Origin of the sequence: Terrabacter sp. BE26 (assembly GCF_041941675.1) — a bacterium.
Lineage (GTDB): Bacteria > Actinomycetota > Actinomycetes > Actinomycetales > Dermatophilaceae > Terrabacter.
The window spans coordinates 1,656,788-1,679,598 of record NZ_CP090122.1 but is presented as its reverse complement, the minus strand read 5'-3'; the positions used below and the strand labels follow the sequence as shown (position 1 = coordinate 1,679,598).

The following is a 22,811-nucleotide window of genomic DNA, read 5'->3' as shown; positions in this document are numbered from 1 at the left end:
CCGTCGGGACACCCGAGAAAGTGAGAGACCGATGAGACGCACCACAGCCATCACGGTCGCGTGCATGACTGCCGCGGCCCTCACCATGACCGCCTGCGGTCGCAACGCCGACGCCGGCGGCGGCAGCGCCGCCGGCCAGACCGGCGCCGCCGTCAGCACCGGGAAGGCCAGCGGCACCATCACCGTCTGGGCCATGGGTGCCGAGGGCGACAACCTGCCCAAGCTCACCAAGGACTTCGAGGCGGCCAACCCGGGCGTCAAGGTCCAGGTCACCGCCATCCCGTGGGACGCCGCGCACGACAAGTTCACCTCCGCCATCGCGGCCGGCAAGACGCCCGACGTCGCCATGGTCGGCACGACGTGGATGGGCGAGTTCGCGAGCAGCAACGCCATCGACCCGACGCCGGCCCAGATCGACAAGTCCGCCTTCTTCGACGGCGCCCAGAAGACGACCGAGGTGAACGGCACCTCCTACGGCATCCCGTGGTACGTCGAGACGCGCGTCGTCTACTACCGCAGCGACCTGGCCAAGAAGGCCGGCTTCGACTCCGCCCCCACCGACTGGCAGGGCCTGAAGGACATGGCCAAGGCCATGCAGACCAAGGCCGGCGCCAAGTGGGGCATCGGCCTGCAGGCCGGCGGCGAGGGCTCGTGGCAGACGGTCATGCCCTTCGCCTGGAGCGAGGGCGCCGACCTCACGAAGGACGGCGGCAAGGCCTACAACTTCGACAGCCCGCAGCTGCTCAAGGCGACGAAGTACTACCAGTCGTACTTCACCGACGGCATCTCCGACAAGAGCGCCCCGGCGACCCCGACCACCGAGCCGGACTTCGCCAGCGGCAAGGTCCCCATGTTCATCTCCGGCCCGTGGATGATGTCGGCCGTCGAGAAGGTCGGCGGCGCAGGCTTCAAGGACAAGTACAACGTCGCCCCGATCCCCGCCGGCTCGGCCGGGTCGTCCTCGTTCGTCGGTGGGTCCAACTTCGTCGTCTTCAAGAACACCAAGAACCGCGACACCGCGTGGAAGTTCGTCTCGTGGCTCGCCGACCCGAAGGTCCAGGCCAAGTGGTACTCGATCTCCACCGACCTGCCGTCGGTCAAGAGCGCCTGGCAGGACCCCTCGCTCGCGTCGGACAAGAAGCTCGCCGTCTTCGGCAAGCAGCTCGAGACCGCCAAGGCGCCGCCGTCGTTCCCGACGTGGGAGCAGGCCGTCAAGGGGCTCGACACCGAGATGGAGAAGATCACCAAGACGGGTGAGGACCCGGCCCAGGGACTCAAGACCGCCCAGCAGCAGGCCGACTCCATCGGCACGGGAATGTGATCCGATGACCGCCCAGACCGCCCAGAACGGAGCGGTGACCTCCCGTCGGCGAGCAGGCTCGGCTCGCCGGCGGGAGGGGCGGGCGGCCTGGATCCTCGCCGTCCCGTTCTGCCTGCTCTTCCTCGCCTTCACGGCGTGGCCGGTGATCCAGTCGCTCTTCATGAGCTTCACCGACACCAGGGCCCGTGACCTGCGAAACCCGTTCGCCGTCAACATCATCGGGTTCGACAACTTCGCCAAGGCACTGTCCGACCCGCTGTTCCGCACCGCCGCCGGCAACACCGCATACTTCGTCCTCGTCGGTATGCCGCTGACCCTCGTCGTCGCGCTCGCGGCCGCGGTCGCGCTGGACAAGGGGATCACCCGCTTCCGGGCGATCTTCCGCCTCGGCTTCTACCTGCCGGTCATCACCTCGATCGTCGCGGTGGCCGTCGTGTGGCGCTTCCTCCTGCAGAACCCCGGAGGCCTGATCAACACGGTGCTCGGCTGGGTCGGCGTCACCGGGCCCAACTGGCTCGGCGACCCGCACTGGTCGATGCCCTCGCTCATCCTGATGGCCTCGTGGCGCAACTTCGGCACGGCGATGATCATCTTCCTCGCCGGCCTGCAGGCGGTCCCCGCCGAGCTGCACGAGGCCGCCGCCATCGACGGCGCGAGCGCGTGGAAGCGGTTCCGGCACGTCACGATGCCGCTGCTGCGACCGACCCTGCTCTTCGTCATGGTCACGACCGCCATCGGCTACCTGCAGTTCTTCGAGGAGCCGTTCGTCATGACCAAGGGCGGTCCGCTGAACAGCACCATCTCGCTGTCGTACTACACGTACCAGCAGTTCGGCTTCGGCAACTACGGCCTCGCGTCGGCGATGAGCTACCTCATCTTCGTCGTCATCGCGGTCGTCACGGCCATCCAGTTCCGCCTGCTGCGAGAGAGGACCTGACATGTCCGTCGACACCGCGCCCCGTACGCCGGAGGCCCAGCCCGTGCGCGGCCCTGGCAACGCTCGGTCCCCCAAGCGCTCCCGCAGCCCCCGCGCGGGGATGGTGGGGTCGAGCCAGGGCAGCCGGTGGTGGCTCTACCTCATCCTGGTCGTCGCGCTCGTCGCCGTCGTCGCGCCATTCGTGTGGATGGTGCTCGGCAGCTTCAAGGGCGAGGGCGAGCTGCGCCAGGTCCCGCCGACGTGGCTGCCCCAGCACGCGTCGCTGGACAACTACACGCAGCTGTTCAGCAAGCTCAACTTCGGGCAGTACTTCAGCAACTCGATCGTGGTGGCCGTCGTCGTCACCGCCGGCAACCTCGTCTTCTGCTCGATGCTCGGCTACGCCCTGGCCATGCTCGACTTCAGGGGCAAGCGCGCCATCTTCGCGGCCGTCATGACGACCCTGATGATCCCGGGCGTCGTGACGTTCGTGCCGCTGTTCGTCCTGGTCGCCAACGCCGGCCTCGTCGACACGATCCCGGGCCTCTTCCTGCCCTTCCTCGTCAGCCCCTTCGGCGTGTTCCTCATGCGCCAGTTCATCCTCGGCCTGCCCAGGGACCTGCTCGACGCCGGTCGCGTCGACGGTGCCGGGGAGCTGCGGATCTTCTTCCGGATCATCCTGCCGCTCTGCGGGCCGGCCCTCGCGACGCTCGGGATCCTCACCTTCCTCGGCAGCTGGAACAACTTCCTGTGGCCGCTCGTCGTCGCCCAGTCCGAGGACAGGTACACCCTCCCGGTGGCCCTGGCCCTCTACTCGACCGGCCAGAACAGCACGAACTACGGGCTGCTCCTCGCCGGCGCGACCATCGTCATCATCCCGATCCTCGTGGTCTTCCTCGTCTTCCAGAAGCGCTTCATCGAGGGCATCGCCACGACCGGGCTCAAGTGACCACCACCTGAGCCCCACCCCTCGACGTCAGAGCACTCCCAACCTCCCCACCAGCAAGGGAGCACCACCATGACCCACCCGCTCAGCTCGTCCACGCCCAGCCGCAGGTCGCTGCTCGTCGGCGGCGCCGCCTCCGTCGCCGCCCTCGCGCTCGCCCCGTCCGCGTATGCCGGGTCGCGCCCGAGCGCTGCAGGCAGCCGGCTCGCCCCTGCCGCGGGCGCCTCCGTCCGCTCGCTCGAGAGCGCCACGGTGCGCCGGTGGGCGGCCGACACGTGGCGCAGCCTCGTCGCGATGACCGACGCGAAGACCGGTCTGCCCGCCGACAACATCACCGAGTCGCTCACTGCCGCAGGCCGGTCCGGCTACACCTCACCGACCAACATCGGCGGCTACCTGTGGTCGACGGTCGCCGCCCGTGAGCTGGGGATCATCACCCGCGGCGAGGCGACGGCCCGGCTCGTCCGCACCCTCAAGACCGTCTGCCGGATGGAGCACCACGCCCCGAGCGGGATGTACTTCAACTGGTACGACGAGGCCACCGCACAGACGCTGCACTCGTGGCCGGGTTCGGGCGACAAGGTCGTCCCGTTCTGCTCCAGCGTCGACAACGGCTGGCTCGGGGCGGCGCTGCTCGTCGTCATGAGCTCCGACCCGGCGGCAGGCCAGTGGGCGAAGCGCATCTTCGAGCGGATGCGCTGGGACGCCTTCTACAACGACAACAGCGATCCCGCCCACCAGGTGCGCCCGGGTGGCCTGATCCACGGCGGCTTCTACCCCTACGAGAACGGCCGTCCCGGCGGCACCTACCAGGGCACCCACATCGGCGGCGACCCGGTCTGGCTCACGACGCACCACTACGACACGACCGTGTCCGAGACCCGCATCACGAGCTATCTCGGCATCATCACCGGGCAGATCCCGCCCAAGCAGTACTTCGCCATGTGGCGCACGTTCCCGGCCTCCTGCGACTGGTCGTGGCACGAGATGCAGCCGGTCGGCGAGCACCGCACCTACTACGGCATCGACGTCTACGAGGGCGCCTACACCTACCGCGGCAAGCACATCGTGCCCGGCTGGGGTGGCTCCATGTTCGAGGAGCTCATGCCCGACGTCTTCGTCGACGAGGCGAAGTGGGCCCCGAACTCGTGGGGCCGCAACCACCCGCTCCACATCCGGGCCCAGCGCGAGCACGGCCTGGTCGAGGCCGGCTACGGCTACTGGGGCTTCAGCCCGTCGAGCAACCCGGCCGGCGGCTACCGCGAGTACGGCGTCGACGCCCTGGGCCTCAACCCCGACGGCTACTTCTCCGACCAGGAGATGACCAACTACGACGCCGGCTTCGGCGACTGCCGCGCCGCGACGAACCCGGCGCCGACCTACGGCGACGGCGTCGTGACCCCGCACGCGTCGTTCCTCGCGATGATGCACGAGCCCGACGAGGCGTTCACCAACCTCGCGCGCATCGAGAGCGAGCTCAAGGCATACGGCCGCGGTGGCTTCTTCGACGCCGTCGCCGTGCGGTCGGGCACGATCGCGCGACGCTACCTGTCGCTCGACCAGGCGATGATCATGGGCGCCGTGGGGAACGTGCTGGGCCACGACGTCATCCGCCGCGCCTTCAGCACCGACGCCGTCGAGCGGAAGCTGCGCCCGGTCATCGGCATCGAGGAGTTCGGCGCCAGCCCGGTCGCCTGACCCTCGCTTCCAGCACCTCACCCACCCCTCGAGAACGAAAGGCACTGACCAGTGCGCCCCGAGCAGAGCACGACCGAGGACGGCGTCGCCTACCGCGACCTCAACGGCAACGGCCGGATGGATCCCTACGAGGACCCCCGGCTGCCCGTGGAGGAGCGGGTCGACGACCTCCTCGGTCGGCTCTCGCTCGAGGAGAAGGTCGGCCTGATGTTCCAGACCGTCATCGAGGCGGGCGCGGACGGGACGGTGCTCGAGCACCCCGGCAACATCAGCAAGTCGCCGACGAGCACCGTGGTGCTCGGGAAGCACCTGAGCCACTTCAACGTCCACGCGCTCGACGACCCGCGGACGGCGGCGCGGTGGAGCAACGCCCTGCAGGCGCTCGCCGAGCGCACGCCGCACGGCATACCCGTGACGGTGTCGACCGACCCGCGGCACGCGTTCATCGAGAACGTCGGCGTCTCCTTCTCCGCCGGTGCCTTCTCGCAGTGGCCCGAGCCGCTCGGGCTCGCCGCGCTGCGCGACGCCGACGCGGTGCGGCGCTTCGCCGACATCGCCCGTCAGGAGTACGCGGCGGTCGGGATCCGCGCTGCGCTGCACCCGACGCTCGACCTCGCAACCGAGCCGCGGTGGGCGCGCCAGGCCGGCACCTTCGGGCAGGACCCCGACCTCGTCACCGAGCTCGGCGTCGCGTACCTCAGGGGCTTTCAAGGCGATTCGCTCGGCCCGGGCAGTGTGGCCTGCACGAGCAAGCACTTCCCTGGCGGCGGACCGCAGAAGGACGGCGAGGACGCGCACTTCCCCTACGGACGCGAGCAGGTCTATCCCGGAGGGAGGTTCGACGACCACCTCAAGCCGTTCCCGGCGATCATCGAGGCCGGCACGGCCGGGATCATGCCCTACTACGGCATGCCGGTGGACCTCGTCGTCGACGGCGTCGAGATCGAGCCGATCGGCTTCGGCTACAACAAGCAGGTCGTGACCGGGCTGCTGCGCGAGAAGCTCGGCTATGACGGTGTCGTCGTCACCGACTGGGAGCTCGTCAACGACAACCACGTCGGCGACCAGGTGCTGCCGGCGCGAGCGTGGGGCGTCGAGCACCTCGACCCGCACGGCCGGATGGAGCTCATCCTCGAGGCCGGCGCCGACCAGTTCGGCGGCGAGGAGTGCGTCGACATCCTGCTCGACCTGGTGCGTCAGGGCCGCGTCACCGAGGCCCGCATCGACGAGTCGGCCCGGCGCATCCTCGCCGTGAAGTTCCGCCTCGGGCTCTTCGAGAACCCCTACGTCGACGAGGACGAGGCTGCCGCCGTCGTGGGTCGCGACGACTTCCGTGAGGAGGGGTATGCCGCGCAGGCGCGTTCGGTGACCGTGCTCCACAACGAGGGGGGCCGGCTCCCGCTCGAGTCGGGGCTGCGGATCTACGCCGAGCGGGTCTCGCCCGAGGCGGTCGCCCGGCACGGCAAGCTCGTCGACCGGCCCGAGGACGCCGACGTCGCGGTGGTGCGCCTGACCGCGCCGTTCGACCCGCGGTCGGACCTCTTCCTCGAGTCGTGGTTCCACCAGGGCTCGCTCGACTTCCCGCCCGGCCTGGTCGCCCGGCTCGAGCGCATCGCCGCGGTGTGCCCGCTGGTGGTCGACGTCGTGCTCGACCGGCCCGCGGTCGTGACGCCCCTGCTGCGCTTCGCCTCGGCCGTGGTCGGCAGCTATGGCTCGTGCGACGACGCCCTGCTCGACGCCCTCACCGGCACGATCGCGCCTGTCGGGCGGCTGCCCTTCGACCTGCCGCGCTCGATGGAGCAGGTCCGGGGGCACGGCGAGGACGTGCCCGGCTACGACGACCCGCTCTTCCCCTTCGGCCACGGCCTGCGACTCGAGAGCGACTGACCTCCCGACCCGCCAGGTGCTCAAGCCCGCGCGTCAGCGCGGGCAGGTCAGCCGGTATAGCCCTCGACGATGCGCTCCGGCCTGAGCTGGGCCTCGTCGGGGTTCTCGCCGAACTCGCGCTTCGCGCGGCGCTGGCGCAGCAGGTCCCAGCACTGGTCGAGCTCGACCTCGAGGCCGCGCAGCCGGGAGTGCTCCTCGTCGGCGCTGATCTCGCCGGACTGGAGCGCCGACCGGAGCTGGTGCTCCTCGTCGACGAGCGACTTGATGCGGTGCTGGAGCGAGACGTCGTCAGCCATCCCGCCACCTTGGCACGGTGTGCTGCCCCCGTCGAGAGCGCGGCTGGTCAGGGACGCGTCTCACTCGGTGCCGCGGGCGTGTGAGCGGAGCGCGCGCCCACGCCCAGGGTCGTCTCGCGCGCCTCGAGGGTCCAGCCCACCTCGACGTCCTCGGCCGGGGCGTCGTCGCCGCCGATGCGCCGCGACAGCAGCTCGAGGGCCGCGCGGGCCAGGCCCGTCAGGTCGGGCGAGATCGTCGTGACCGTCGGGTTGGAGTAGCGGGTCTCGGCGATGTCGTCGAAGCCCACGATGGCGACCTCCTCGGGCACCCGCACGCCTGCCTCGACGCACGCGCGCAGGGCCCCGATGGCCATCAGGTCGTTGAAGCAGAAGACGGCGTCCGGTCGCTCCGGGAGGGCGAGCAGCTGCTGCATGGCGGTGCGGCCGTCGGCCCGCTCGAAGTGCGGCACGCCGATGACGAGGCTCTCGTCGTAGGGCAGCCCGGCCGCCTTGAGGGCCTGGCGGTAGCCGTGCAGGCGCGCCGAGGCGGTGCCGCGCACGGTCTCGCGACCGATCGCGGCGATGCGCCGGCGCCCTTGTGCGACAAGGTGGTCGGTGGCGGCCCGTGAGGCCGCGACCGAGTCGACGGCGATGTGGTCGAGGCCCGTGGGGACGGGGCGTTCGCCGAGCAGGACCATGGGCAGGTTGTCGGCCCGTTGCACGATCTCGTCGGCCGGGAGGGCGAGCGGCGAGAAGATGACGCCGTCGATGACGTGGGACCGCATCCCCTCCAGGACGACGCGCTCGGCGTCCGGGTCGCCACCGGTCACGTCCAGCAGCACGATGAAGCCGAGGGCGGCCGCCTCCTCGGTGATGCGCGCGGCCAGCTCGGCGAAGTAGGGGGAGTCCATCGCCGGCACGGCGAGGGCCAGGAAGCCGGCCCGACCGTGCTTGAGGCTGCGCGCCGAGAGGTTGGGCCGGTAGTGCAGCTCCGCCATCGCGGCCTCGACGCGCTCGCGTGTGCTCGCCTTGACGTGCGGGTGGTGGTTGAGGACGTTGGACGCCGTCTTGACGGACACCCCGGCCCGCTCCGCAACGTCCCTCAGCCGCGCCGCCAACCGTGCCTCCGTCCTTGCCACGTCACTGTCACGTCACTGCCCGGGCGCGTGCGTGCCACCGCCGTCGAGGACAGGCTAGCGCCCGGTCCCGCCGCCCTCATCTGCCCCGGTCCACCTATGGACAGGTTTCGGTAACCGTTGTAATTTTCACGGCACACGCAAAACGGGTAATCGTCGTACAGACGGTGCGACCCGATCGCCGACGGTCAAGGAGGACCGAATGGGACGTGCGACGGTGCGGCTGGACCCCGCCTTCACGGTGGGCCCGGTGCGACCACGGATCTTCGGGTCCTTCGTCGAGCACATGGGCCGGTGCGTCTACACCGGCATCTACGAGCCAGGGCACCCCGCGGCGGACGAGCTGGGCTTCCGCACCGACGTGGCCGACCTCGTCCGTGAGCTCGGCGTGACGATCGTGCGCTACCCCGGGGGCAACTTCGTCTCCAACTACCGCTGGGAGGACGGCGTCGGGCCGAAGGCCGACCGGCCCACCCAGCTCGACCTCGCCTGGCGCTCGGTCGAGACGAACCAGGTCGGCACCGACGACTTCGTCGACTGGGCGCGCGGGGTCGGCGTCGAGCCGATGATGGCGGTCAACCTCGGCACGCGTGGCATCCAGGAGGCCGTCGACCTCCTGCTCTACTGCAACGCCGAGACCGGCACCTCCTGGCCCGACCGGCGCGCCAAGAACGGCCACTCCGAGCCGCACGACATCAGGGTCTGGTGCCTCGGCAACGAGATGGACGGCCCGTGGCAGATGGGCCACAAGACCGCCGAGGAGTACGCCCGCGTCGCCGAGGAGACCGCCCGTGCCATGCGCCGGGTCGACGACACCCTCGAGCTCGTCGCCTGTGGGTCGTCCCACCGCGGCATGCCGACGTTCGGCACGTGGGAGCGGGTCGTCCTCGAGCGGTGCTTCGACCTCGTCGACCACATCTCCGCCCACGCCTACTACGAGCCGGTGGACGGCGACGTCGACTCCTTCCTCGCCAGCGGGGAGGACATGCACCGCTTCATCGAGTCGGTCGTCGCGACGGCCGACCACGTCGCCGCCGTCAGGGGCTCCGACAAGCGCATCACGGTCTCCTTCGACGAGTGGAACGTGTGGTTCCAGGAGCGCTTCCACGGCGAGAACTCGCTGGCGATCCGCGAGGCGCCCGAGCTCATCGAGGACGTCTACGACGTCACCGACGCCGTCGTCGTCGGCAGCCTGCTCATCACGCTGCTCCAGCACACCGACCGGGTCGCGATGGCCTGCCAGGCGCAGCTCGTCAACGTCATCGCGCCCATCGTCACCCGCCCGGGCGGCGCCGCGTGGAAGCAGACGATCTTCCACCCCTTCGCGCTCACGGCACGGTATGCGCGTGGCACCGTCCTGCGGCCCGCCGTCGTCAGCGACACGGTGGAGACCAAGGCCTTCGGGCCCGTCGACGCGGTCGTCGTCACGGCGACCCACGACCCCGAGACCGGCGACCTCGCCGTCTTCGTCGTCAACCGCAGCCGCACGGAGAGCTCCGAGCTGACGCTCGACGTGGCGGCCGCCGTGGGAGGCGAGCCCACGGCATACGACCTCGTCGAGCACCTCGTGGTGCACGACGACGACTCCTCGGCCACCAACACCGAGGAGCACCCGGACCGGGTGGAGCCGCGCTCGGGGGACGCGGCGATCACTGGAACCACCCTCACGGCAACCCTGCCGCCCATCTCCTGGCACTGCATCCGCCTCACCGAAGGGACCGTTCAATGACGAACTCCACCTCACCCCTCCAGGCCGCACCGCTGTCCCGACGCACGATCCTCTCGGGAGCGTTCGGCATCGCCGGCATCGGCGCTCTGGCCGCGTGCGGCTCGGGCTCCAGCGCCGTCCCGGGCCAGGCCCCGGCCGTCTCCGCCGGCGGCGGCGCCACCGGCTACACCGGTCCCAAGGTCGCGCTGCAGTTCTGGAACGGCTTCACCGGCGGCGACGGGCCCTTCATGAAGCGCCTCGTCGACCAGTTCAACTCCGAGCACCCCAACATCTCGGTCAGCATGAACACGATGCAGTGGGGCGACTACTACGCCAAGCTGCCCGCCGCCGTCACCGCCGGCAAGGGCCCCGACATCGGCATCATGCACGTCGACTCCGTCGCGACGAACGCCGCCCGCAACGTCCTCCAGCCCCTCGACGACGTCGCCGCCGCACTCAAGCTGAGCGAGGCCGACTTCGCCCCCGTGCCGTGGAAGGCCGGCATCTACAACGGCAAGCGCTACTCCATCCCGCTCGACGTGCACCCCCTCGGCTTCTTCTACAACAAGGACGTCATGGAGAAGGGCGGCCTCGACCCCGAGAAGCCGCCGATGACGAACGACGAGTACATGGCGGCCCTCGAGAAGCTCAAGGCCAAGGGCATCCAGGGCCACTGGGCCACGCCCTTCCCGTTCACCGGCAGCATGTCCGTCCAGTCGCTCATCTGGCAGTTCGGCGGCAGCCTCTTCTCCGACGACGCCAAGCAGGTGCTCTGGGCCGACGAGGCCGGCGTCAAGGCGCTCACCTGGTTCCAGGACCTCGTCACCAAGGGCTACTCCGCGGGCAAGATCGCCCAGGACGCCGACATCGTGGCCCTGCAGAACGGCAAGACGGCCTTCAACTGGAACGGCATCTGGACGATCAACACCCTCAAGGAGAAGGGCGACCTCAAGTGGGGCGTCGCCCCCCTGCCCAACATCGGCGGCACCAAGGCGGCCTGGGCCGGCTCGCACCAGTTCATCCTGCCCACCTCGCGCACGCCCGACCAGAACAAGCAGACCGCCGCGCGCGTCTTCCTCAACTGGATCAGCACCAAGAGCATCGAGTGGGCCAAGGGTGGCCAGGTGCCGGCCCGCAACTCGGTGCGCGAGTCGCCCGAGTTCAAGGCCCTGAAGGACCAGGCGACGCTCGCCACGCAGATCGACGACCTGCACTTCCCGCCGCCGGTCGCCGGCATCGGCGACGCCATCCCGGAGTTCGAGAAGGCCCTCAACGCAGCCGTCCTCGGCGGCCAGGACCCGAAGACGGTGCTGTCCGACGCCGCCGGCCGCGCCACCAAGATCCTCGAGGCCAACGCGAAGAAGTACGGCGGCTGATGCCATGGCTGTGACCGCCACACAGCCGCAGAGACCCCCCTTGGGAGCGGAGCCCGCACCGGGCGGCCGCCGCTCCCGGGGAGGGACTGCGAGCGTCCACGGCTCGCGCTGGACGCCCTACCTCTTCCTGGCGCCCTTCCTCGTCCTCTTCATCACCTTCGTCGCCGTGCCGGGCGTCTTCGGCATCTGGATCTCCCTGCACGACTGGGACTTCCTGCTGCCGAAGAAGCCGTTCGTGGGCCTGCAGAACTACTCGGACCTGCTCGACAGCAGCTCCCCGCAGTTCCAGCCGTTCTGGAACGGCATGAAGGCGACCGCCATCTTCGTCGTCATCAGCGTGCCCTTCCTCGTGACCCTTCCGCTGCTGCTCGCGATCCTGCTGGGCCGCAGGTTCCCGGGACGCACCTTCTTCCGGGCCGTCTTCTTCGCGCCGTTCGTCCTCGGCGTCGCGGTGGTCGGCCTCATGTGGCGCTACCTGCTCGACCCGTCCTTCGGGATGGTCAACGGCATGCTCGGTGCGCTGGGCCTGCCCGACAACACCGCGTGGACCACCGAGCAGCCGTGGGCCTGGATCTCGCTGGCGTTCGTCACGGTGTGGTGGACGATCGGCTTCAACGCCGTCATCTACCTCGCCGGACTGGCCGACATCCCGGTCGAGCAGTACGAGGCGGCCGACATCGACGGGGCGAGCGCGTGGCAGAAGCTGCGCTACGTCACGCTCCCCGGCCTTCGGCCGGTGCTGATCTTCGTCATCGTCACGACGGTCCTGGCCAGCGCCAACATGTTCGGGCAGAGCTACCTCATCACCAAGGGCGGCCCGGGCGACTCGACACGCACCGCGATCATGGAGATCACCGACCTCGGCCTCTCGCAGTACCGGATGGGCCAGGCCTCGGCCATGAGCTACGTGCTCGCCGTCTTCCTCGCCCTCATCGCCCTCGTCAACTTCTGGCTGCTGAGGGAGAAGAAGTCGTGAAGCGTCGCAACGGACCCCTCTTCTGGCTCGGGATGACCATCCTCAGCCTCATCTTCATCGGGCCCCTGCTGCTCGTGCTGCTCACGGCGTTCAAGTCGCAGAGCGAGTCCCGCACGGTCCCGCCGACCTACTTCCCGTCGCAGCCGAGCCTGCGCGCCTTCGACGTGCTCTTCTTCCAGGACGCAGCGAGCCCCGTGCTGCGGTGGTTCCTCAACTCGATGCTGGCGGCCACCCTGCACGCCCTGCTCGTCCTGGTCGTGTGCTCGCTCGCCGGCTATGCCTTGGCGCGCATGGAGTTCCGCTTCAAGAACGCCATCTTCACCGCCATCATCCTGACCCTCTTCGTGCCCGGCTTCATCTTCCTGATGCCGAACTTCCTGCTGCTCGACAAGCTGGGCTGGCTCGACCAGATCTGGGCCCTCGTGGTCCCGGGCGCGGCCGGTGCCTTCGGCGTCTTCTTCATGCGCCAGTTCTTCCTCGGCCTGCCCAAGGAGTTCGAGGAGAGCGCCCGCCTCGACGGCGCCGGACCCTTCCGCACGTGGTGGTCGATCGTCCTGCCCAACGCCAAGCCCGCGCTCGTCACGCTCGGCGTGCTCAGCTACCTGGCCAACTGGAACGACTTCATCTGGCCGATCTACGTCCTGTTCTCACCGGAGCGGCTCACGCTTCCGGCCGGCCTCAGCCGGCTCCAGGGCGCCTACACGATCGACTACCCCGTCGTGATGGCCGGCGCCATGCTCGCCGCCATCCCGGTCCTCGCGCTCTACGTCTTCGTGCAGCGCTACGTCATCGAGGGCGTCGCCAGCAGCGGCGTCAAGGGCTGAGGAGTCCGTATGCGTGCCCTGACCTCCCTGCGAGGCCGCACCGTCAGGCGCGGAACCGCTTGTCTCACAGCTCTCGTCGCGGCGGTCGGCCTGACGGCCGTCGCCCCGGCCGGCGCCGTCGGGGCCGCTGCCACGGCACCGCGCGACACGGCATACAAGAACGCCGTCTCGGACTCGTTCTCCGACACCTTCGCCGACCCGTCGGTGATCCGCGGGCGGGACGGCTGGTGGTACGCGTACGCGACCTCGGACCCGCTCAAGGCCGGTGACCCGCCGGGGGCGATGCACATGGCACGCACCCGCGACTGGTCGAGCTGGCAGTACCTCGGCACGGTCTTCGACGGCACCAACCGGCCGTCGTGGGCGACGCCGACCGCGGGCCTGTGGGCCCCCGACATCCGTTACGTCGCAGGGCGCTACGTCCTCTACTTCACGGTCACCGACACGACGCTGAACCCCGGCGACGACTCGGCGATCGGCGTCGCGACGGCGCCCACGCCGGCCGGGCCGTGGACCGCGACGAACGCGCCGGTGGTCCCGCCGCGGCCCGCGCCGGGTGGCGGCTACCTCTGGACCTTCGACCCGGCGGGGTTCACCGACAGCGACGGGCAGCGCTACCTCTACTTCGGCAGCTACTTCGGAGGCCTGTGGGTCACGAAGGTCGCGGCCGACGGCCTGACGCGCGTCGGCGCGGCGGCGCAGGTCGCGATCGACAACCGCTACGAAGGCTCCTACGTCGTCCGGCACGGCGACTGGTACTACCTCATGGGCTCGGCGGCCAACTGCTGCGCGGGCCCGACGACGGGCTACTCCGTCTTCGCCGGCCGCTCGCGCTCCCCCCTCGGGCCGTTCGTCGACGCCGAGGGCACCCCCCTGATGGCCTCGCGGGTCGGCGGCACGATCACCCTGACGCAGAACGGCAACCGCTTCGTCGGCGCCGGCCACCACGCGGTCATCGCCGACGCCGACGGCCGCGACTACATCGCCTACCACGCCATCGACCGCCACAACCCGTGGCTCACGTCGCCCTTCGGCATCAACCGTCGCCCGATGCTGCTCGACCGGCTCGACTGGGTGGACGGCTGGCCGCGGACCCGCGCGGGCAGGGGGCCGTCCGACACGCCGCAGCCGGCGCCGTCGCTCGCCTCGAGCCTCGGCATCACGCCGACCGACCCCGCCGCAGGCGGCGGCTTCGCGCGCCTTGCCGAGGGCCCGACGGACCCCGTCACCGGAGCCACCGGGCTCGTGCACGGCACCGCGTCGACCACCTCCCCGGCGCCGGCCGGACCGCTGCACGTGCGGCTCGACCACCGCGGCACCGAGCCGCTGCGCGTCATGTTCGGGCGCAACCCGTCGGTCAAGGTCACCCTCGACCCGAAGGGCGGCCGCCTCACGGCGCAGGTCGACCACGGCGGCGCGGTCCGCTCGTCGACGACCACCCTGCCGCCGCTCCCGGCCGGCGCCTGGCGGACGCTCACCGTCGAGGCGACGGCCGACGGCCTCACCGCCGAGGTGACCGAGAGCGACCTCGCCGACGTCGCCGCCCTGGTCCGCGTCGGCGGGAACGCCCGACCGGACGCCGCGCCGGTGCGCCTCAGCAGCAGCAACGCGGTCGTCGACAACGTCGTGGTCAACCCGGCCGCCGCCGACGCGCCCGCGCTGGCGCCGGTGCCGGTGCCGCAGGCCGGTGCGCTGATCCAGTCCGAGGACTTCGACGACCCGAGCCTCGCCGGCTTCACGTGGGTGCGGCGCAACCCGGCCGTCACCGTCTCGGGCGGCAGCCTGCGCTGGCCGGTCGAGGGGACAGATCTCGTCGGCAGCGGCAACACCGCGAGCGTCCTGCTGCACGACACCCCCGGCGACGGCGACTGGATCGCCGAGGCCAGGACGACGCTCGACCTCGGCGTCGACAGCGTCCGCAACTACCAGCAGGTCGGGCTCGTCGCCTACGAGAACGACGACGACTTCGCCCGCCTGTCGAAGGTCGCGATCTGGAACACGCGCCAGACCGAGTTCGGCCGTGAGACGGCGGCCGACCCGAAGGACCCGGGTGGCCCGACCAGCTACGGCGGCGCCATCGTCGGGACGGCCGCGCCGACGCTGTGGCTGCGCCTGGCCCACCACAAGGCCGCGTCCGGGGAGCACCTCTACCGTGCCGGCACGAGCCGCGACGGCGTGCACTGGACGTGGGGTGCGACGTGGACCTTCCGCCCCGGCACGAACCCGCGCATCGGGCTCGTCGCGCACGGCGGCGCCTCGCCCGCGGCCGTCGCCGAGATCGACCACCTGCGGTTCTACGCGTCCACCTGGCCGAGCGACCCCGGAGCAGGATGAGCGGCGCCCTGACCCGCACCGCGACCGCTGCCCTCGCAGCGGTCACCCTCGCAGCCGCCCTCCTCGGCGGCTGCGGGGGTGCCAGCCCCGACCCCACCACCGGAGACACCGTGACGACACCTGCCAGCACCGCCGAGCAGGCGGCGACGAACCCCGTCTGGTCGAGCAACTTCCCCGACCCCCAGGTCATCCGGGACGGCAACGGCTGGGTCGCCATCGCCACGAACGGCAACGGGATGAACGTGCAGACCCTGCACAGCGACGACCTCGCGACGTGGACGCAGGGCAGCGACGCCCTGCCGAGGCTGCCGGCGTGGACCACCAAGGGCAAGGTGTGGGCGCCGGAGGCCCACCGCTTCGGCAACCGCTGGGTCCTCTACTACACGACCATGGCTCCCGACCCGGCGATCCAGTGCATCAGCCTCGCCGTCGCGGACACGCCCGACGGTCCCTACACGGACACGAGCAGCAAGCCGCTCGTGTGCGAGCAGGACCAGGGCGGCTCGATCGACGCGTCACCCTTCGTGGCTTCCGACGGGACGGCATACCTCTACTGGAAGAACGACGGCAACGCCGTCGGCATGGACACCTGGATCTCGGTGCAGCGGCTGTCCGCCGACGGGCTGCGCCTCGAGGGCAAGCCGCAGCGCCTCATCCGGCAGGACCTGCCGTGGGAGGGCCAGCTCGTCGAGGCGCCGTTCGTGTGGGAGCGCGACGGCGTCTTCCACCTCTTCTACTCGGCCAACGACTACGGCAGCGACAAGTACGCCGTGGGCCACGCGACCGCCTCGTCGCCCACCGGGCCGTTCACGAAGGACCCCGACCCCGTGCTGACGAGCACCGACGTCGCCGCCGGTCCCGGGCACTGCGCGCTCTTCGAGAAGGACGGAAGGGTGTTCATGGTCTACCACGCGTGGGCACCCGACTCGATCGGCTCCGAGGTGCCGGGTCGCACGATGTGGCTGAGCGAGGTCACCTTCGACGGGCCGAAGGTCGCGGTCACGCCGCCCCGGACGACTCTGCCGCACGGGCTGTAGAACGCCCGGTCACGCCCGGGCGGAGGCGAGCACCTTCCCGGTGCCGGTGCGCACCTCGAGGGTCTGGATCTCGTTGGGGCTCAGCGCTGTCGCGCCGGTGACGCGGGAGTATCCAGCTGCCGTCGCGCGCCAGGAGGCGGCAGTCACGGCCCGGCCCTTCGCGTCGATCACCCAGAGGGCGAGCTCGCCGTTGGTCGGCATGTCCTCGCAGTCGATGTCGAGCTCGGTGCCCCAGCCGCGCTTCACGAGCGCGACATCGATCCGGACCGAGCTGCCCGGGAGCGCGGCCACCGCCACGTGCTCCGCCACCGCGGCCGGCGGCGCCGTCGGCGTGGCCGTGGTGCCGAGCGACCTGCCGAGCCACGCGCCCCCCGCGAAGAAGATCACCGCCGCCGCAGCCGCGAGGGCCGTGAGCCAGGCGCGCCGGCGCCGACGGCGCCGTGCGACCTCACCGAGCAGCGTCGTGACGCGCGCGTCGCCCTGCTCGGTCGCGAGGGGTTCCGGCACCGCGGCAGGACCGTCGGACAGGTGGGGACCGCCCTCCGGGCCGGCCAGGTCGAGCAGCCGGGGCAGGCCGGACACCTGGCCGAGCTCTGCCTGGCACGGTCCGCACGTGCGCAGGTGCTCGCTGTACATGCGGTGGTCCTCGTCGGACAGACCACCGAGCACGTAGGCACCGAGCAGGACGTGCACGTCGTCCGATCCGGGGCTCATCGGTTCACTCCCATCTCGTCGAGGATGACGCGCAGGTTGCGCACGGCGTAGTAGGCGCGAGACTTCACGGTGCCCTCCGGCACCCCGACCCGCTCCGAGGTCTCGGCGACGCTCAGCCGCTCGTAGTAGAGGAAGCGCACGATCTCACGGTGGTTGGCCTGCAGCCTCCCGAGGGCCTCCTCGACGAGCACCTGGTCGAGCGCCCGGTCGAGCGCGGAGTCCCGCTCGGCGACGTCGACGAGCTGGGCCTGCTGCGGACGGCGACCGGCCGCGCGGTGCTGGTCGACGATGAGGTGACGGGCGGTCGTGATGAGGTAGGCGCGCAGGTTCTCGGCCTCGGGCGCCTGCTTCCAGACGCGCAGGATGACCTCCTGGACGATGTCGTCGACGCGGTTGGGATCGCTCGTCGCGCGCCACACGACGCGTCGCAGCATCGGCCCGTGCTCGCGGTAGATCTCCGCGACCGCCTCGTCGTCGAGCGGCACGTCACCTCACCTCCTGTCCGTCCCGGTGCTGCCTCAGTCAAGGACGTCGGGGCACCACGAACCGTTCACGGTGACCGCTACGTGAACCGTCTCACGAGAATTGCCGTTTTCGCGTTCGGACGTCACGCCCGGCGTCCCCCTCGAGGAGGTAGACATGATGCGAGCCCGATCTTTCAGCACCGTGGCCCTGGCCGGCACGGTCCTTCTTCTCTCGGCGGCCTGTGGCTCGTCGGGAGCCGATACGTCCACTCCTGCCGCCTCTTCGCCGGCAGCAGGGTCGTCATCCACGACATCATCCGAGTCGTCAACGTCGTCGTCGACCAGCGCGCCGGCCGCGATGGTCCACCCCGACGTGACGGAGCTCAAGACTGCCAGCTCGTCGCTCGGCACGATCGTCGTCGACAGCCAGGGCATGACGCTGTACATGTTCGACAAGGACACCAAGGGCGGCACGACGAGCGCCTGCGAGGGCCAGTGCCTCGTCGCCTGGCCGAAGGCCTTCATGGGCGCCTCCGCGCCAACCCTCACCGGCGTCACGGGCACGGTCGGCTCGATCGACTCCGCCGACGGCAAGAAGCAACTCACCCTCGACGGATGGCCCCTCTACTACTGGGTCAAGGACACCAAGGCCGGCGACGTCAGCGGCCAGGCCGTCAAGGGCGTGTGGTGGGTGCTCGACCCGAAGGGCACGCCCATCAAGACGAAGTCCTGAGCCCCCGGGGGCCTACCGTGGGCGCATGAGCGCCGTTCCCCCGGACCCGCCGTCGCCCCGGTTGCCCGACCCGGCGCAGCACCCGGTCACGGGTGGGCACTTCCGCTCACCCGTGCCACCGGGCACGGGCTGGCCGGGTGACCCGGCCACGGCCGAGACGCCCGTGGCCACCACCCCCGCGCAGGTGCGCCGGCTCGCGAAGGGGGCGGACGGCATACGAGAGCTCGACGCCCGGGTCAGCGTGTGCCGCGCGTGCCCGCGGCTCGTCGACTGGCGTGAGTCGGTGGCGACCCGGGGACGCCGCGCGGCGTTCGCCGACCAGCCCTACTGGGGCCGTCCCGGGCCGTCGTTCGGGGACCCGGACGCCGAGGTGCTCATCGTCGGGCTCGCGCCGGCGGCGAACGGCACCAACCGAACCGGGCGCATGTTCACCGGCGACCGCTCCGGCGACTGGCTGTACGCCGCCCTGCACCGCGGCGGCTACGCCAGCCAGCCGACGTCGGTCGCGTCAGGTGACGGCCTCGTCCTGACCGGACTGCGCATCGTCGCGACCGTCCGGTGCGCGCCACCGGCCAACAAGCCGACGACCGAGGAGAAGGCCACGTGCGCGCCATGGCTCGACCGCGACCTTGAGCTGTCCGAGCCGCGGCTGCGCTCGATGCTCGCCCTGGGCTCCATCGCGTGGGACGCGGCGCTGGGTGCCGCGCGCCGTCGCGGCTGGCTGGTGCCGCGCCCGAAACCGAGGTTCGGCCACGGCGTCGAGACGGTGCTGCGGACGGCGGCCGGCCACCCGGTGCGGCTCGTGGGCAGCTACCACGTGAGCCAGCAGAACACCTTCACGGGCAAGCTCACCGAGGCGATGCTCGACGAGGTCATCGCCCGGCTCTGACGCGGGGTGCCCGTGCGCCCCGCGACCGTAGACGTGGTCCGAGAACCGCCGGGTGCCCGGCGGGTGCCTGCGCTCGGCTCAGGACAACAGCACGTCGAGGGGGCTGATGCCGAGCACGAGGAGCAGGCCGCTCGCCCCAAGGAGACCGGCGACCGCCGTCGCGAGGAGCGACGTGGCCCACGCCGGCCAGTGCCGCGCGGCGGTGCGTGCGAGGAGCCAGAGCATGCCGGCGGTGCCGACGAGGAGGACCGCCACGCCGACGGCTAGGGCCCACCAGTAGCGGTCGAGATCGGGAGGCGGGATGTGGGCCTCGTCCATCACCTCGAGGATCCCGTAGGTCAGCCCGTGCAGCAGGAGGACGGCGTAGTCGAGGGCGGCCAGCGCGACGGTGGTCGCCAGCATGAAGGCGAGCGCCCACCACGCCGTCGAGACGGGCAGGCGGGCGCGCTGTGTAAACGGTGCCCGAGGGGCCTCGGGTGCCGCCAGGGAGCTCACGCGCCCACCTTGCCGGACGGCCGCATGCGTCGGAGCGTGAATTCCCGGGCGACTCCGGCGCGGCCTCCCTCGACAGGCGGCCTCAGCTCGGGGTGAAGTCGACGAGGTGCAGGTGCAGCGGGCCGCCGGTGGGGGCGGGGTAGGCGTGGCCGAGGCGTCCGGGTGGCCTGGTGCGGCTGCGGGGATGGTCGATGTCCGGACTGCGTCCACGCGAATCCGACCCGAATGCGGTCTGCTCGCCAGCCCTGGCACCGGTGTCGGGATCCGTGACGAGCGTGAGCTCGGACGGCTGTGGCCTCGGTGGAGGTGGTGGCTGGGGTGGGCCGATGAGCAGACCGTGCTTGGTTTCGAAGACGAGGCCGTCGGCGCGGGTGGGGTCGCCGGTGATGGTGAAGTCGCCGCGGTGGTGTCCGTCGTGGTGGAACGGGCACAGCCCGAGGAGGTTGGTCACGTCGGTGGGTCCGCCGTCGCGCCAGTGCAGCAGGTGGTGGACCTCGAGGTGGTAGGTGGCGCCGCAGCCGGGGAAGCGGCAGCCGCGGTCGCGGTCGAGGACGAGGACGCGAGTGCGGTGCGGGACGACGCGCTGGGTGCGGCCGACGTTGACGGGGCGCCCGTCGGTCTCCCAGACGGGGGTCAGGGTGCCGTCGCAGGTCAGGCCGTCGACGAGGTGCTGTGGCAGTCGTGGGCGGCCGGTGAGCCAGCCGCCGTCGGTGTCCAGGTGCACCTGCACCCGGTACCGCGCCCTGCGCGCGGCGCCGCCCGAATCGCTCGAGCCGGCTGCGTCGAGGGAGCGGGTGGCCATCAGGTGGAGCGCATCAGCCCACGTGATTCGAGGACGGCCACCGTCGGTGACACATCGGCTCGGGTCGATGACGTCACCGTCCATCACCTGCTTCTGCTCGTCACTCACGCCGTCACCGTCACCGTCGGGGTTGAGGTGCTGGGACAGGTGGTCCTTGGCTTCGGCGAGCGCGGCCTCGACCAGGGCGCCGACCTCGGCGGGCGCGTCGTAGCGCAGCCGGAACCGCCCGTCCGCGTCGAGGCCCATGGACAGTCGTGCCGGCTCCACCGGCTCGACCGGCTCGACCGGCTCGACCGGCTCACGCTCGGGCTCCGGTTCGGGCTGTTCGCTCAAGGGCGCGGCCGGGTCGTCGGCGGCCCCAGGAGTGTCGGGGAGGAGCTCGCCGGCGGCATTCACGGTCGGCTCGGGCAGGGTGAAGTCGTAGCGCGTCACGGTGCGCTGCAGCTGCGTCACCGTGGCGTGCTGGGCGAACTCCGCCACTGTCTCGTCGAACGGCGCCGGGGTGTGCCGGGCCACGACAGCGGCCTGGTCCAGGCTGATCCGCCCCTCGCGCAGCGCGGCCGCCGTCGCCGGCAGCTCGGACGCACGGCGCGCCACGAGCAGCACCGCGGCCGCCTGCCCGCGTGAGAGCCCCGCACGCAGCATCAACCAGTGCTCCGGCGACCGCAGCCCGGCCGCCTGCCACGACCCCTCCACCAGCACCGTGGCCACGAAATCGACGAGCCGGGCGTGCGCATCGTGCAGGTCGGCAGCCAGGCACGCGACGTGCTCCCAGTCCTGCTCCACCTGCTCTGCGGTGCCTTGGCCCATGCCTCAATCGTACAGGTGTTCGAATATCAACGCTATTCCTGCGGCGACCAGTTCGATTGCGCTGCAAGCGAACTCGTGTGCTCCGGCCCGGGCTGCACGATCCAGCCGCCGCCTACGCCCTTGCCAGCCCCGGCGTCGGTTAGCGTGGATGCATGTCCGGCCAGCCGTACTGGGAGAGCCCCGTGGAGAAGCAGATTCGCGAGGCGCAGGAGCGTGGCGACTTCGACAACCTGCCGGGCGCCGGCAAGCCGCTCGACCTCAGCGACTCGGGCGACCCGGACTGGTGGGTCAAGCGGTTCGCGGCCCGCGAGAACCTCGACCTCGGCGGCGCGCTGCCGGGTCCGCTGGCGTTGCGCAAGGAGGCGGCCGGCTACCCCGAGTCGCTCGTCGACGTGCGCACCGAGGCGCAGGTCCGCGAGATCATCGAGGACTACAACACGCGCGTCCTAGCCGACCGGATGCGTCCCGCCGTCGGCAACCTGCCACCGCTCATCGCCAAGACGCTCGACGTCGACGAGATGGTCGAGCGCTGGCGGCCGCTGCGGGCCGAGCTCGACGAGCAGCAGCGTCGGGCGCGGGAGGAGCGAGCCGCCGCGCGGGCAGCCGAGCTAGCTGCCCAGCCGTCGTGGTGGCGGCGGCTGCTCGGCCGCGGGTGACCGCTCAGGTCGTCTCCGCATACGGTTTGAGGTCGGCGATCGAGTCGACGATCCGGCTGGGACGGTACGGGAAGTGCTCGACCTGCTCGCGGCTCGTCGACCCGGTGAGGACCAGGACCGTGCGCAGCCCGGCCTCGAGGCCACTGATGATGTCGGTGTCCATGCGGTCGCCGACCATCACGGTCGTCTCGGAGTGCGCGTCGAGACGGTTGAGGGCGCTGCGCATCATCAGCGGGTTGGGCTTGCCGATGTAGTACGGCTGCCGGCCGGTCGCCGTCGAGATCAGGGCGGCGACCGAGCCGGTGGCCGGGAGCGTGCCGTAGGGGCTCGGGCCGCTCGGGTCCGGGTTCGTCGCGATGAAACGAGCACCCTTCTCGATCAAGCGGATCGCGCGGGTGATCGCCTCGAAAGAATATGTCCGCGTCTCGCCGAGGACGACGTAGTCGGGGTCACGGTCGGTCATGACGTAGCCGACCTTGTGCAACGCCGTCGTCAGCCCCGACTCCCCGACGACGTATGCCGTGCCGCCCGGCCGCTGCTCGGCGAGGAACTGCGCGGTGGCCAGTGCTGACGTCCAGATGGCCTCCTCGGGCACGTCGATCCCGCTCATCAGCAACCGGGCGCGCAGGTCGCGAGCCGTGAAGATCGAGTTGTTCGTCAGGACGAGGAAGGGCCTGCCGGAGCCCTTGAGCGCGTTGACGAACTCGGCGGCGCCGGGGATCGCGTCCTCCTCGTGCACCAGGACCCCGTCCATATCGGTGAGCCAGGTCTCGACGGGCCGGTGATCAGTCATGGCCCCATTGTGTCGGCTCCC

The 22,811-nt window shown here is 70.9% G+C and carries 22 protein-coding genes; 14 read left to right on the top strand and 8 right to left on the bottom strand.

Annotated features, from left to right (window positions below; translation table 11 throughout):
• Positions 1–64 precede the first annotated feature (64 nt).
• The 5 genes from LQK93_RS07850 (at position 65) to LQK93_RS07830 (ending at position 6,768) form a co-directional block, all read left to right on the top strand.
• A complete protein-coding gene (locus LQK93_RS07850) occupies positions 65–1,321 on the top strand; it encodes a sugar ABC transporter substrate-binding protein (RefSeq protein ID WP_374970981.1) in 1,257 nt (418 codons plus the stop codon).
• 4 nt (positions 1,322–1,325) lie between these two features.
• Entirely contained in the window at positions 1,326–2,258 is a 933-nt protein-coding gene (locus tag LQK93_RS07845) for a carbohydrate ABC transporter permease (protein ID WP_374970980.1), read from the top strand.
• A 1-nt stretch (position 2,259) separates the two neighbouring features.
• A complete protein-coding gene (locus LQK93_RS07840) occupies positions 2,260–3,186 on the top strand; it encodes a carbohydrate ABC transporter permease (RefSeq protein WP_374970979.1) in 927 nt (308 codons plus the stop codon).
• Between the two features lie 69 nt (positions 3,187–3,255).
• Entirely contained in the window at positions 3,256–4,881 is a 1,626-nt protein-coding gene (locus tag LQK93_RS07835) for a glucoamylase family protein (protein WP_374970978.1), read from the top strand.
• A gap of 51 nt (positions 4,882–4,932) precedes the next feature.
• Positions 4,933–6,768, top strand: a complete 1,836-nt coding sequence (locus LQK93_RS07830; protein ID WP_374970977.1) for a glycoside hydrolase family 3 protein — start codon at positions 4,933–4,935, stop codon at positions 6,766–6,768.
• Positions 6,769–6,815: 47 nt separating this feature from the next.
• Here the strand turns inward: LQK93_RS07830 and LQK93_RS07825 are convergent, their stop codons facing one another.
• Together LQK93_RS07825 and LQK93_RS07820 are read right to left on the bottom strand one after the other, a co-directional pair.
• Positions 6,816–7,064, bottom strand: coding sequence for a DUF2630 family protein (locus tag LQK93_RS07825; protein WP_374970976.1), 249 nt, complete (start codon positions 7,062–7,064; stop codon positions 6,816–6,818).
• Between the two features lie 47 nt (positions 7,065–7,111).
• On the bottom strand, positions 7,112–8,182 hold the full coding sequence (locus LQK93_RS07820) for a LacI family DNA-binding transcriptional regulator (RefSeq protein WP_374970975.1): 1,071 nt from the start codon (positions 8,180–8,182) through the stop codon (positions 7,112–7,114).
• Between the two features lie 199 nt (positions 8,183–8,381).
• On the opposite strand from LQK93_RS07820, the gene LQK93_RS07815 reads away from it, so the two are divergent.
• The 6 genes from LQK93_RS07815 to LQK93_RS07790 are packed head-to-tail and all read left to right on the top strand — an operon-like array spanning position 8,382 to position 16,434.
• Positions 8,382–9,908, top strand: coding sequence for an alpha-N-arabinofuranosidase (locus LQK93_RS07815; RefSeq protein WP_374970974.1), 1,527 nt, complete (start codon positions 8,382–8,384; stop codon positions 9,906–9,908).
• Positions 9,905–11,263: an ABC transporter substrate-binding protein gene (locus tag LQK93_RS07810; RefSeq protein ID WP_374970973.1), complete on the top strand. Its 1,359-nt coding sequence runs from the start codon at positions 9,905–9,907 to the stop codon at positions 11,261–11,263. The genes LQK93_RS07815 and LQK93_RS07810 overlap by 4 nt, the downstream gene beginning before the upstream one ends.
• Before the next feature lie 40 nt (positions 11,264–11,303).
• Entirely contained in the window at positions 11,304–12,239 is a 936-nt protein-coding gene (locus tag LQK93_RS07805; protein ID WP_374970972.1) for a carbohydrate ABC transporter permease, read from the top strand.
• Entirely contained in the window at positions 12,236–13,063 is an 828-nt protein-coding gene (locus LQK93_RS07800) for a carbohydrate ABC transporter permease (protein ID WP_374970971.1), read from the top strand. The genes LQK93_RS07805 and LQK93_RS07800 overlap by 4 nt, the downstream gene beginning before the upstream one ends.
• A 9-nt stretch (positions 13,064–13,072) precedes the next feature.
• Positions 13,073–15,397: a family 43 glycosylhydrolase gene (locus LQK93_RS07795; protein ID WP_374970970.1), complete on the top strand. Its 2,325-nt coding sequence runs from the start codon at positions 13,073–13,075 to the stop codon at positions 15,395–15,397.
• Positions 15,394–16,434 carry a glycoside hydrolase family 43 protein gene (locus LQK93_RS07790; RefSeq protein WP_374970969.1) on the top strand — a complete coding sequence of 347 codons (1,041 nt, stop codon included), beginning with the start codon at positions 15,394–15,396 and terminating at the stop codon, positions 16,432–16,434. Before LQK93_RS07795 ends, LQK93_RS07790 begins: the two co-directional genes overlap by 4 nt.
• Before the next feature lie 9 nt (positions 16,435–16,443).
• Here the strand turns inward: LQK93_RS07790 and LQK93_RS07785 are convergent, their stop codons facing one another.
• The 3 genes from LQK93_RS07785 to LQK93_RS07775 are packed head-to-tail and all read right to left on the bottom strand — an operon-like array spanning position 16,444 to position 18,047.
• The gene (locus tag LQK93_RS07785) at positions 16,444–17,148 is read right to left on the bottom strand and encodes a zf-HC2 domain-containing protein (protein WP_374970968.1); all 705 of its coding nucleotides are present in this window, start codon (positions 17,146–17,148) and stop codon (positions 16,444–16,446) included.
• Positions 17,145–17,633, bottom strand: coding sequence for a sigma-70 family RNA polymerase sigma factor (locus LQK93_RS07780; protein WP_374970967.1), 489 nt, complete (start codon positions 17,631–17,633; stop codon positions 17,145–17,147). Before LQK93_RS07780 ends, LQK93_RS07785 begins: the two co-directional genes overlap by 4 nt.
• A 33-nt stretch (positions 17,634–17,666) precedes the next feature.
• Complete coding sequence (locus LQK93_RS07775; protein ID WP_374970966.1) at positions 17,667–18,047, bottom strand: hypothetical protein; 381 nt, start codon at positions 18,045–18,047, stop codon at positions 17,667–17,669.
• On the opposite strand from LQK93_RS07775, the gene LQK93_RS07770 reads away from it, so the two are divergent.
• Together LQK93_RS07770 and LQK93_RS07765 are read left to right on the top strand one after the other, a co-directional pair.
• Entirely contained in the window at positions 18,046–18,345 is a 300-nt protein-coding gene (locus tag LQK93_RS07770; protein WP_374970965.1) for a hypothetical protein, read from the top strand. The genes LQK93_RS07775 and LQK93_RS07770 overlap by 2 nt on opposite strands.
• Positions 18,346–18,370: 25 nt before the next feature.
• On the top strand, positions 18,371–19,234 hold the full coding sequence (locus LQK93_RS07765) for a uracil-DNA glycosylase (protein WP_374970964.1): 864 nt from the start codon (positions 18,371–18,373) through the stop codon (positions 19,232–19,234).
• A gap of 78 nt (positions 19,235–19,312) precedes the next feature.
• On the opposite strand, the gene LQK93_RS07760 is transcribed toward LQK93_RS07765, so the two are convergent.
• Positions 19,313–19,636: a hypothetical protein gene (locus tag LQK93_RS07760; protein WP_374970963.1), complete on the bottom strand. Its 324-nt coding sequence runs from the start codon at positions 19,634–19,636 to the stop codon at positions 19,313–19,315.
• A gap of 175 nt (positions 19,637–19,811) precedes the next feature.
• The gene (locus LQK93_RS07755; RefSeq protein WP_374970962.1) at positions 19,812–21,341 is read right to left on the bottom strand and encodes a DUF222 domain-containing protein; all 1,530 of its coding nucleotides are present in this window, start codon (positions 21,339–21,341) and stop codon (positions 19,812–19,814) included.
• 152 nt (positions 21,342–21,493) lie between these two features.
• Here LQK93_RS07755 and LQK93_RS07750 point away from each other — a divergent pair, with 152 nt between their 5' ends.
• On the top strand, positions 21,494–21,997 hold the full coding sequence (locus LQK93_RS07750) for a DUF1992 domain-containing protein (RefSeq protein WP_374970961.1): 504 nt from the start codon (positions 21,494–21,496) through the stop codon (positions 21,995–21,997).
• Positions 21,998–22,001: 4 nt separating this feature from the next.
• Here the strand turns inward: LQK93_RS07750 and LQK93_RS07745 are convergent, their stop codons facing one another.
• Positions 22,002–22,790, bottom strand: coding sequence for an HAD-IIA family hydrolase (locus LQK93_RS07745; RefSeq protein WP_374970960.1), 789 nt, complete (start codon positions 22,788–22,790; stop codon positions 22,002–22,004).
• Positions 22,791–22,811: the final 21 nt, after the last annotated feature.

What these genes read in the sequence shown, in the direction of transcription:
- LQK93_RS07850 (WP_374970981.1), top strand. Translation starts at nt 65, where the DNA reads ATGACTGCCGCGGCCCTCACCATGACCGCCTGCGGTCGCAACGCCGAC.
- LQK93_RS07845 (WP_374970980.1), top strand. Translation starts at nt 1,326, where the DNA reads ATGACCGCCCAGACCGCCCAGAACGGAGCGGTGACCTCCCGTCGGCGA.
- LQK93_RS07840 (WP_374970979.1), top strand. Translation starts at nt 2,260, where the DNA reads ATGTCCGTCGACACCGCGCCCCGTACGCCGGAGGCCCAGCCCGTGCGC.
- LQK93_RS07835 (WP_374970978.1), top strand. Translation starts at nt 3,256, where the DNA reads ATGACCCACCCGCTCAGCTCGTCCACGCCCAGCCGCAGGTCGCTGCTC.
- LQK93_RS07825 (WP_374970976.1), bottom strand. Translation starts at nt 7,064, where the DNA reads ATGGCTGACGACGTCTCGCTCCAGCACCGCATCAAGTCGCTCGTCGAC.
- LQK93_RS07815 (WP_374970974.1), top strand. Translation starts at nt 8,382, where the DNA reads ATGGGACGTGCGACGGTGCGGCTGGACCCCGCCTTCACGGTGGGCCCG.
- LQK93_RS07810 (WP_374970973.1), top strand. Translation starts at nt 9,905, where the DNA reads ATGACGAACTCCACCTCACCCCTCCAGGCCGCACCGCTGTCCCGACGC.
- LQK93_RS07795 (WP_374970970.1), top strand. Translation starts at nt 13,073, where the DNA reads ATGCGTGCCCTGACCTCCCTGCGAGGCCGCACCGTCAGGCGCGGAACC.
- LQK93_RS07790 (WP_374970969.1), top strand. Translation starts at nt 15,394, where the DNA reads ATGAGCGGCGCCCTGACCCGCACCGCGACCGCTGCCCTCGCAGCGGTC.
- LQK93_RS07785 (WP_374970968.1), bottom strand. Translation starts at nt 17,148, where the DNA reads ATGAGCCCCGGATCGGACGACGTGCACGTCCTGCTCGGTGCCTACGTG.
- LQK93_RS07770 (WP_374970965.1), top strand. Translation starts at nt 18,046, where the DNA reads ATGACGCTGTACATGTTCGACAAGGACACCAAGGGCGGCACGACGAGC.
- LQK93_RS07775 (WP_374970966.1), bottom strand. Translation starts at nt 18,047, where the DNA reads ATGCCCTGGCTGTCGACGACGATCGTGCCGAGCGACGAGCTGGCAGTC.
- LQK93_RS07765 (WP_374970964.1), top strand. Translation starts at nt 18,371, where the DNA reads ATGAGCGCCGTTCCCCCGGACCCGCCGTCGCCCCGGTTGCCCGACCCG.
- LQK93_RS07760 (WP_374970963.1), bottom strand. Translation starts at nt 19,636, where the DNA reads ATGCTGGCGACCACCGTCGCGCTGGCCGCCCTCGACTACGCCGTCCTC.
- LQK93_RS07755 (WP_374970962.1), bottom strand. Translation starts at nt 21,341, where the DNA reads ATGGGCCAAGGCACCGCAGAGCAGGTGGAGCAGGACTGGGAGCACGTC.
- LQK93_RS07750 (WP_374970961.1), top strand. Translation starts at nt 21,494, where the DNA reads ATGTCCGGCCAGCCGTACTGGGAGAGCCCCGTGGAGAAGCAGATTCGC.
- LQK93_RS07745 (WP_374970960.1), bottom strand. Translation starts at nt 22,790, where the DNA reads ATGACTGATCACCGGCCCGTCGAGACCTGGCTCACCGATATGGACGGG.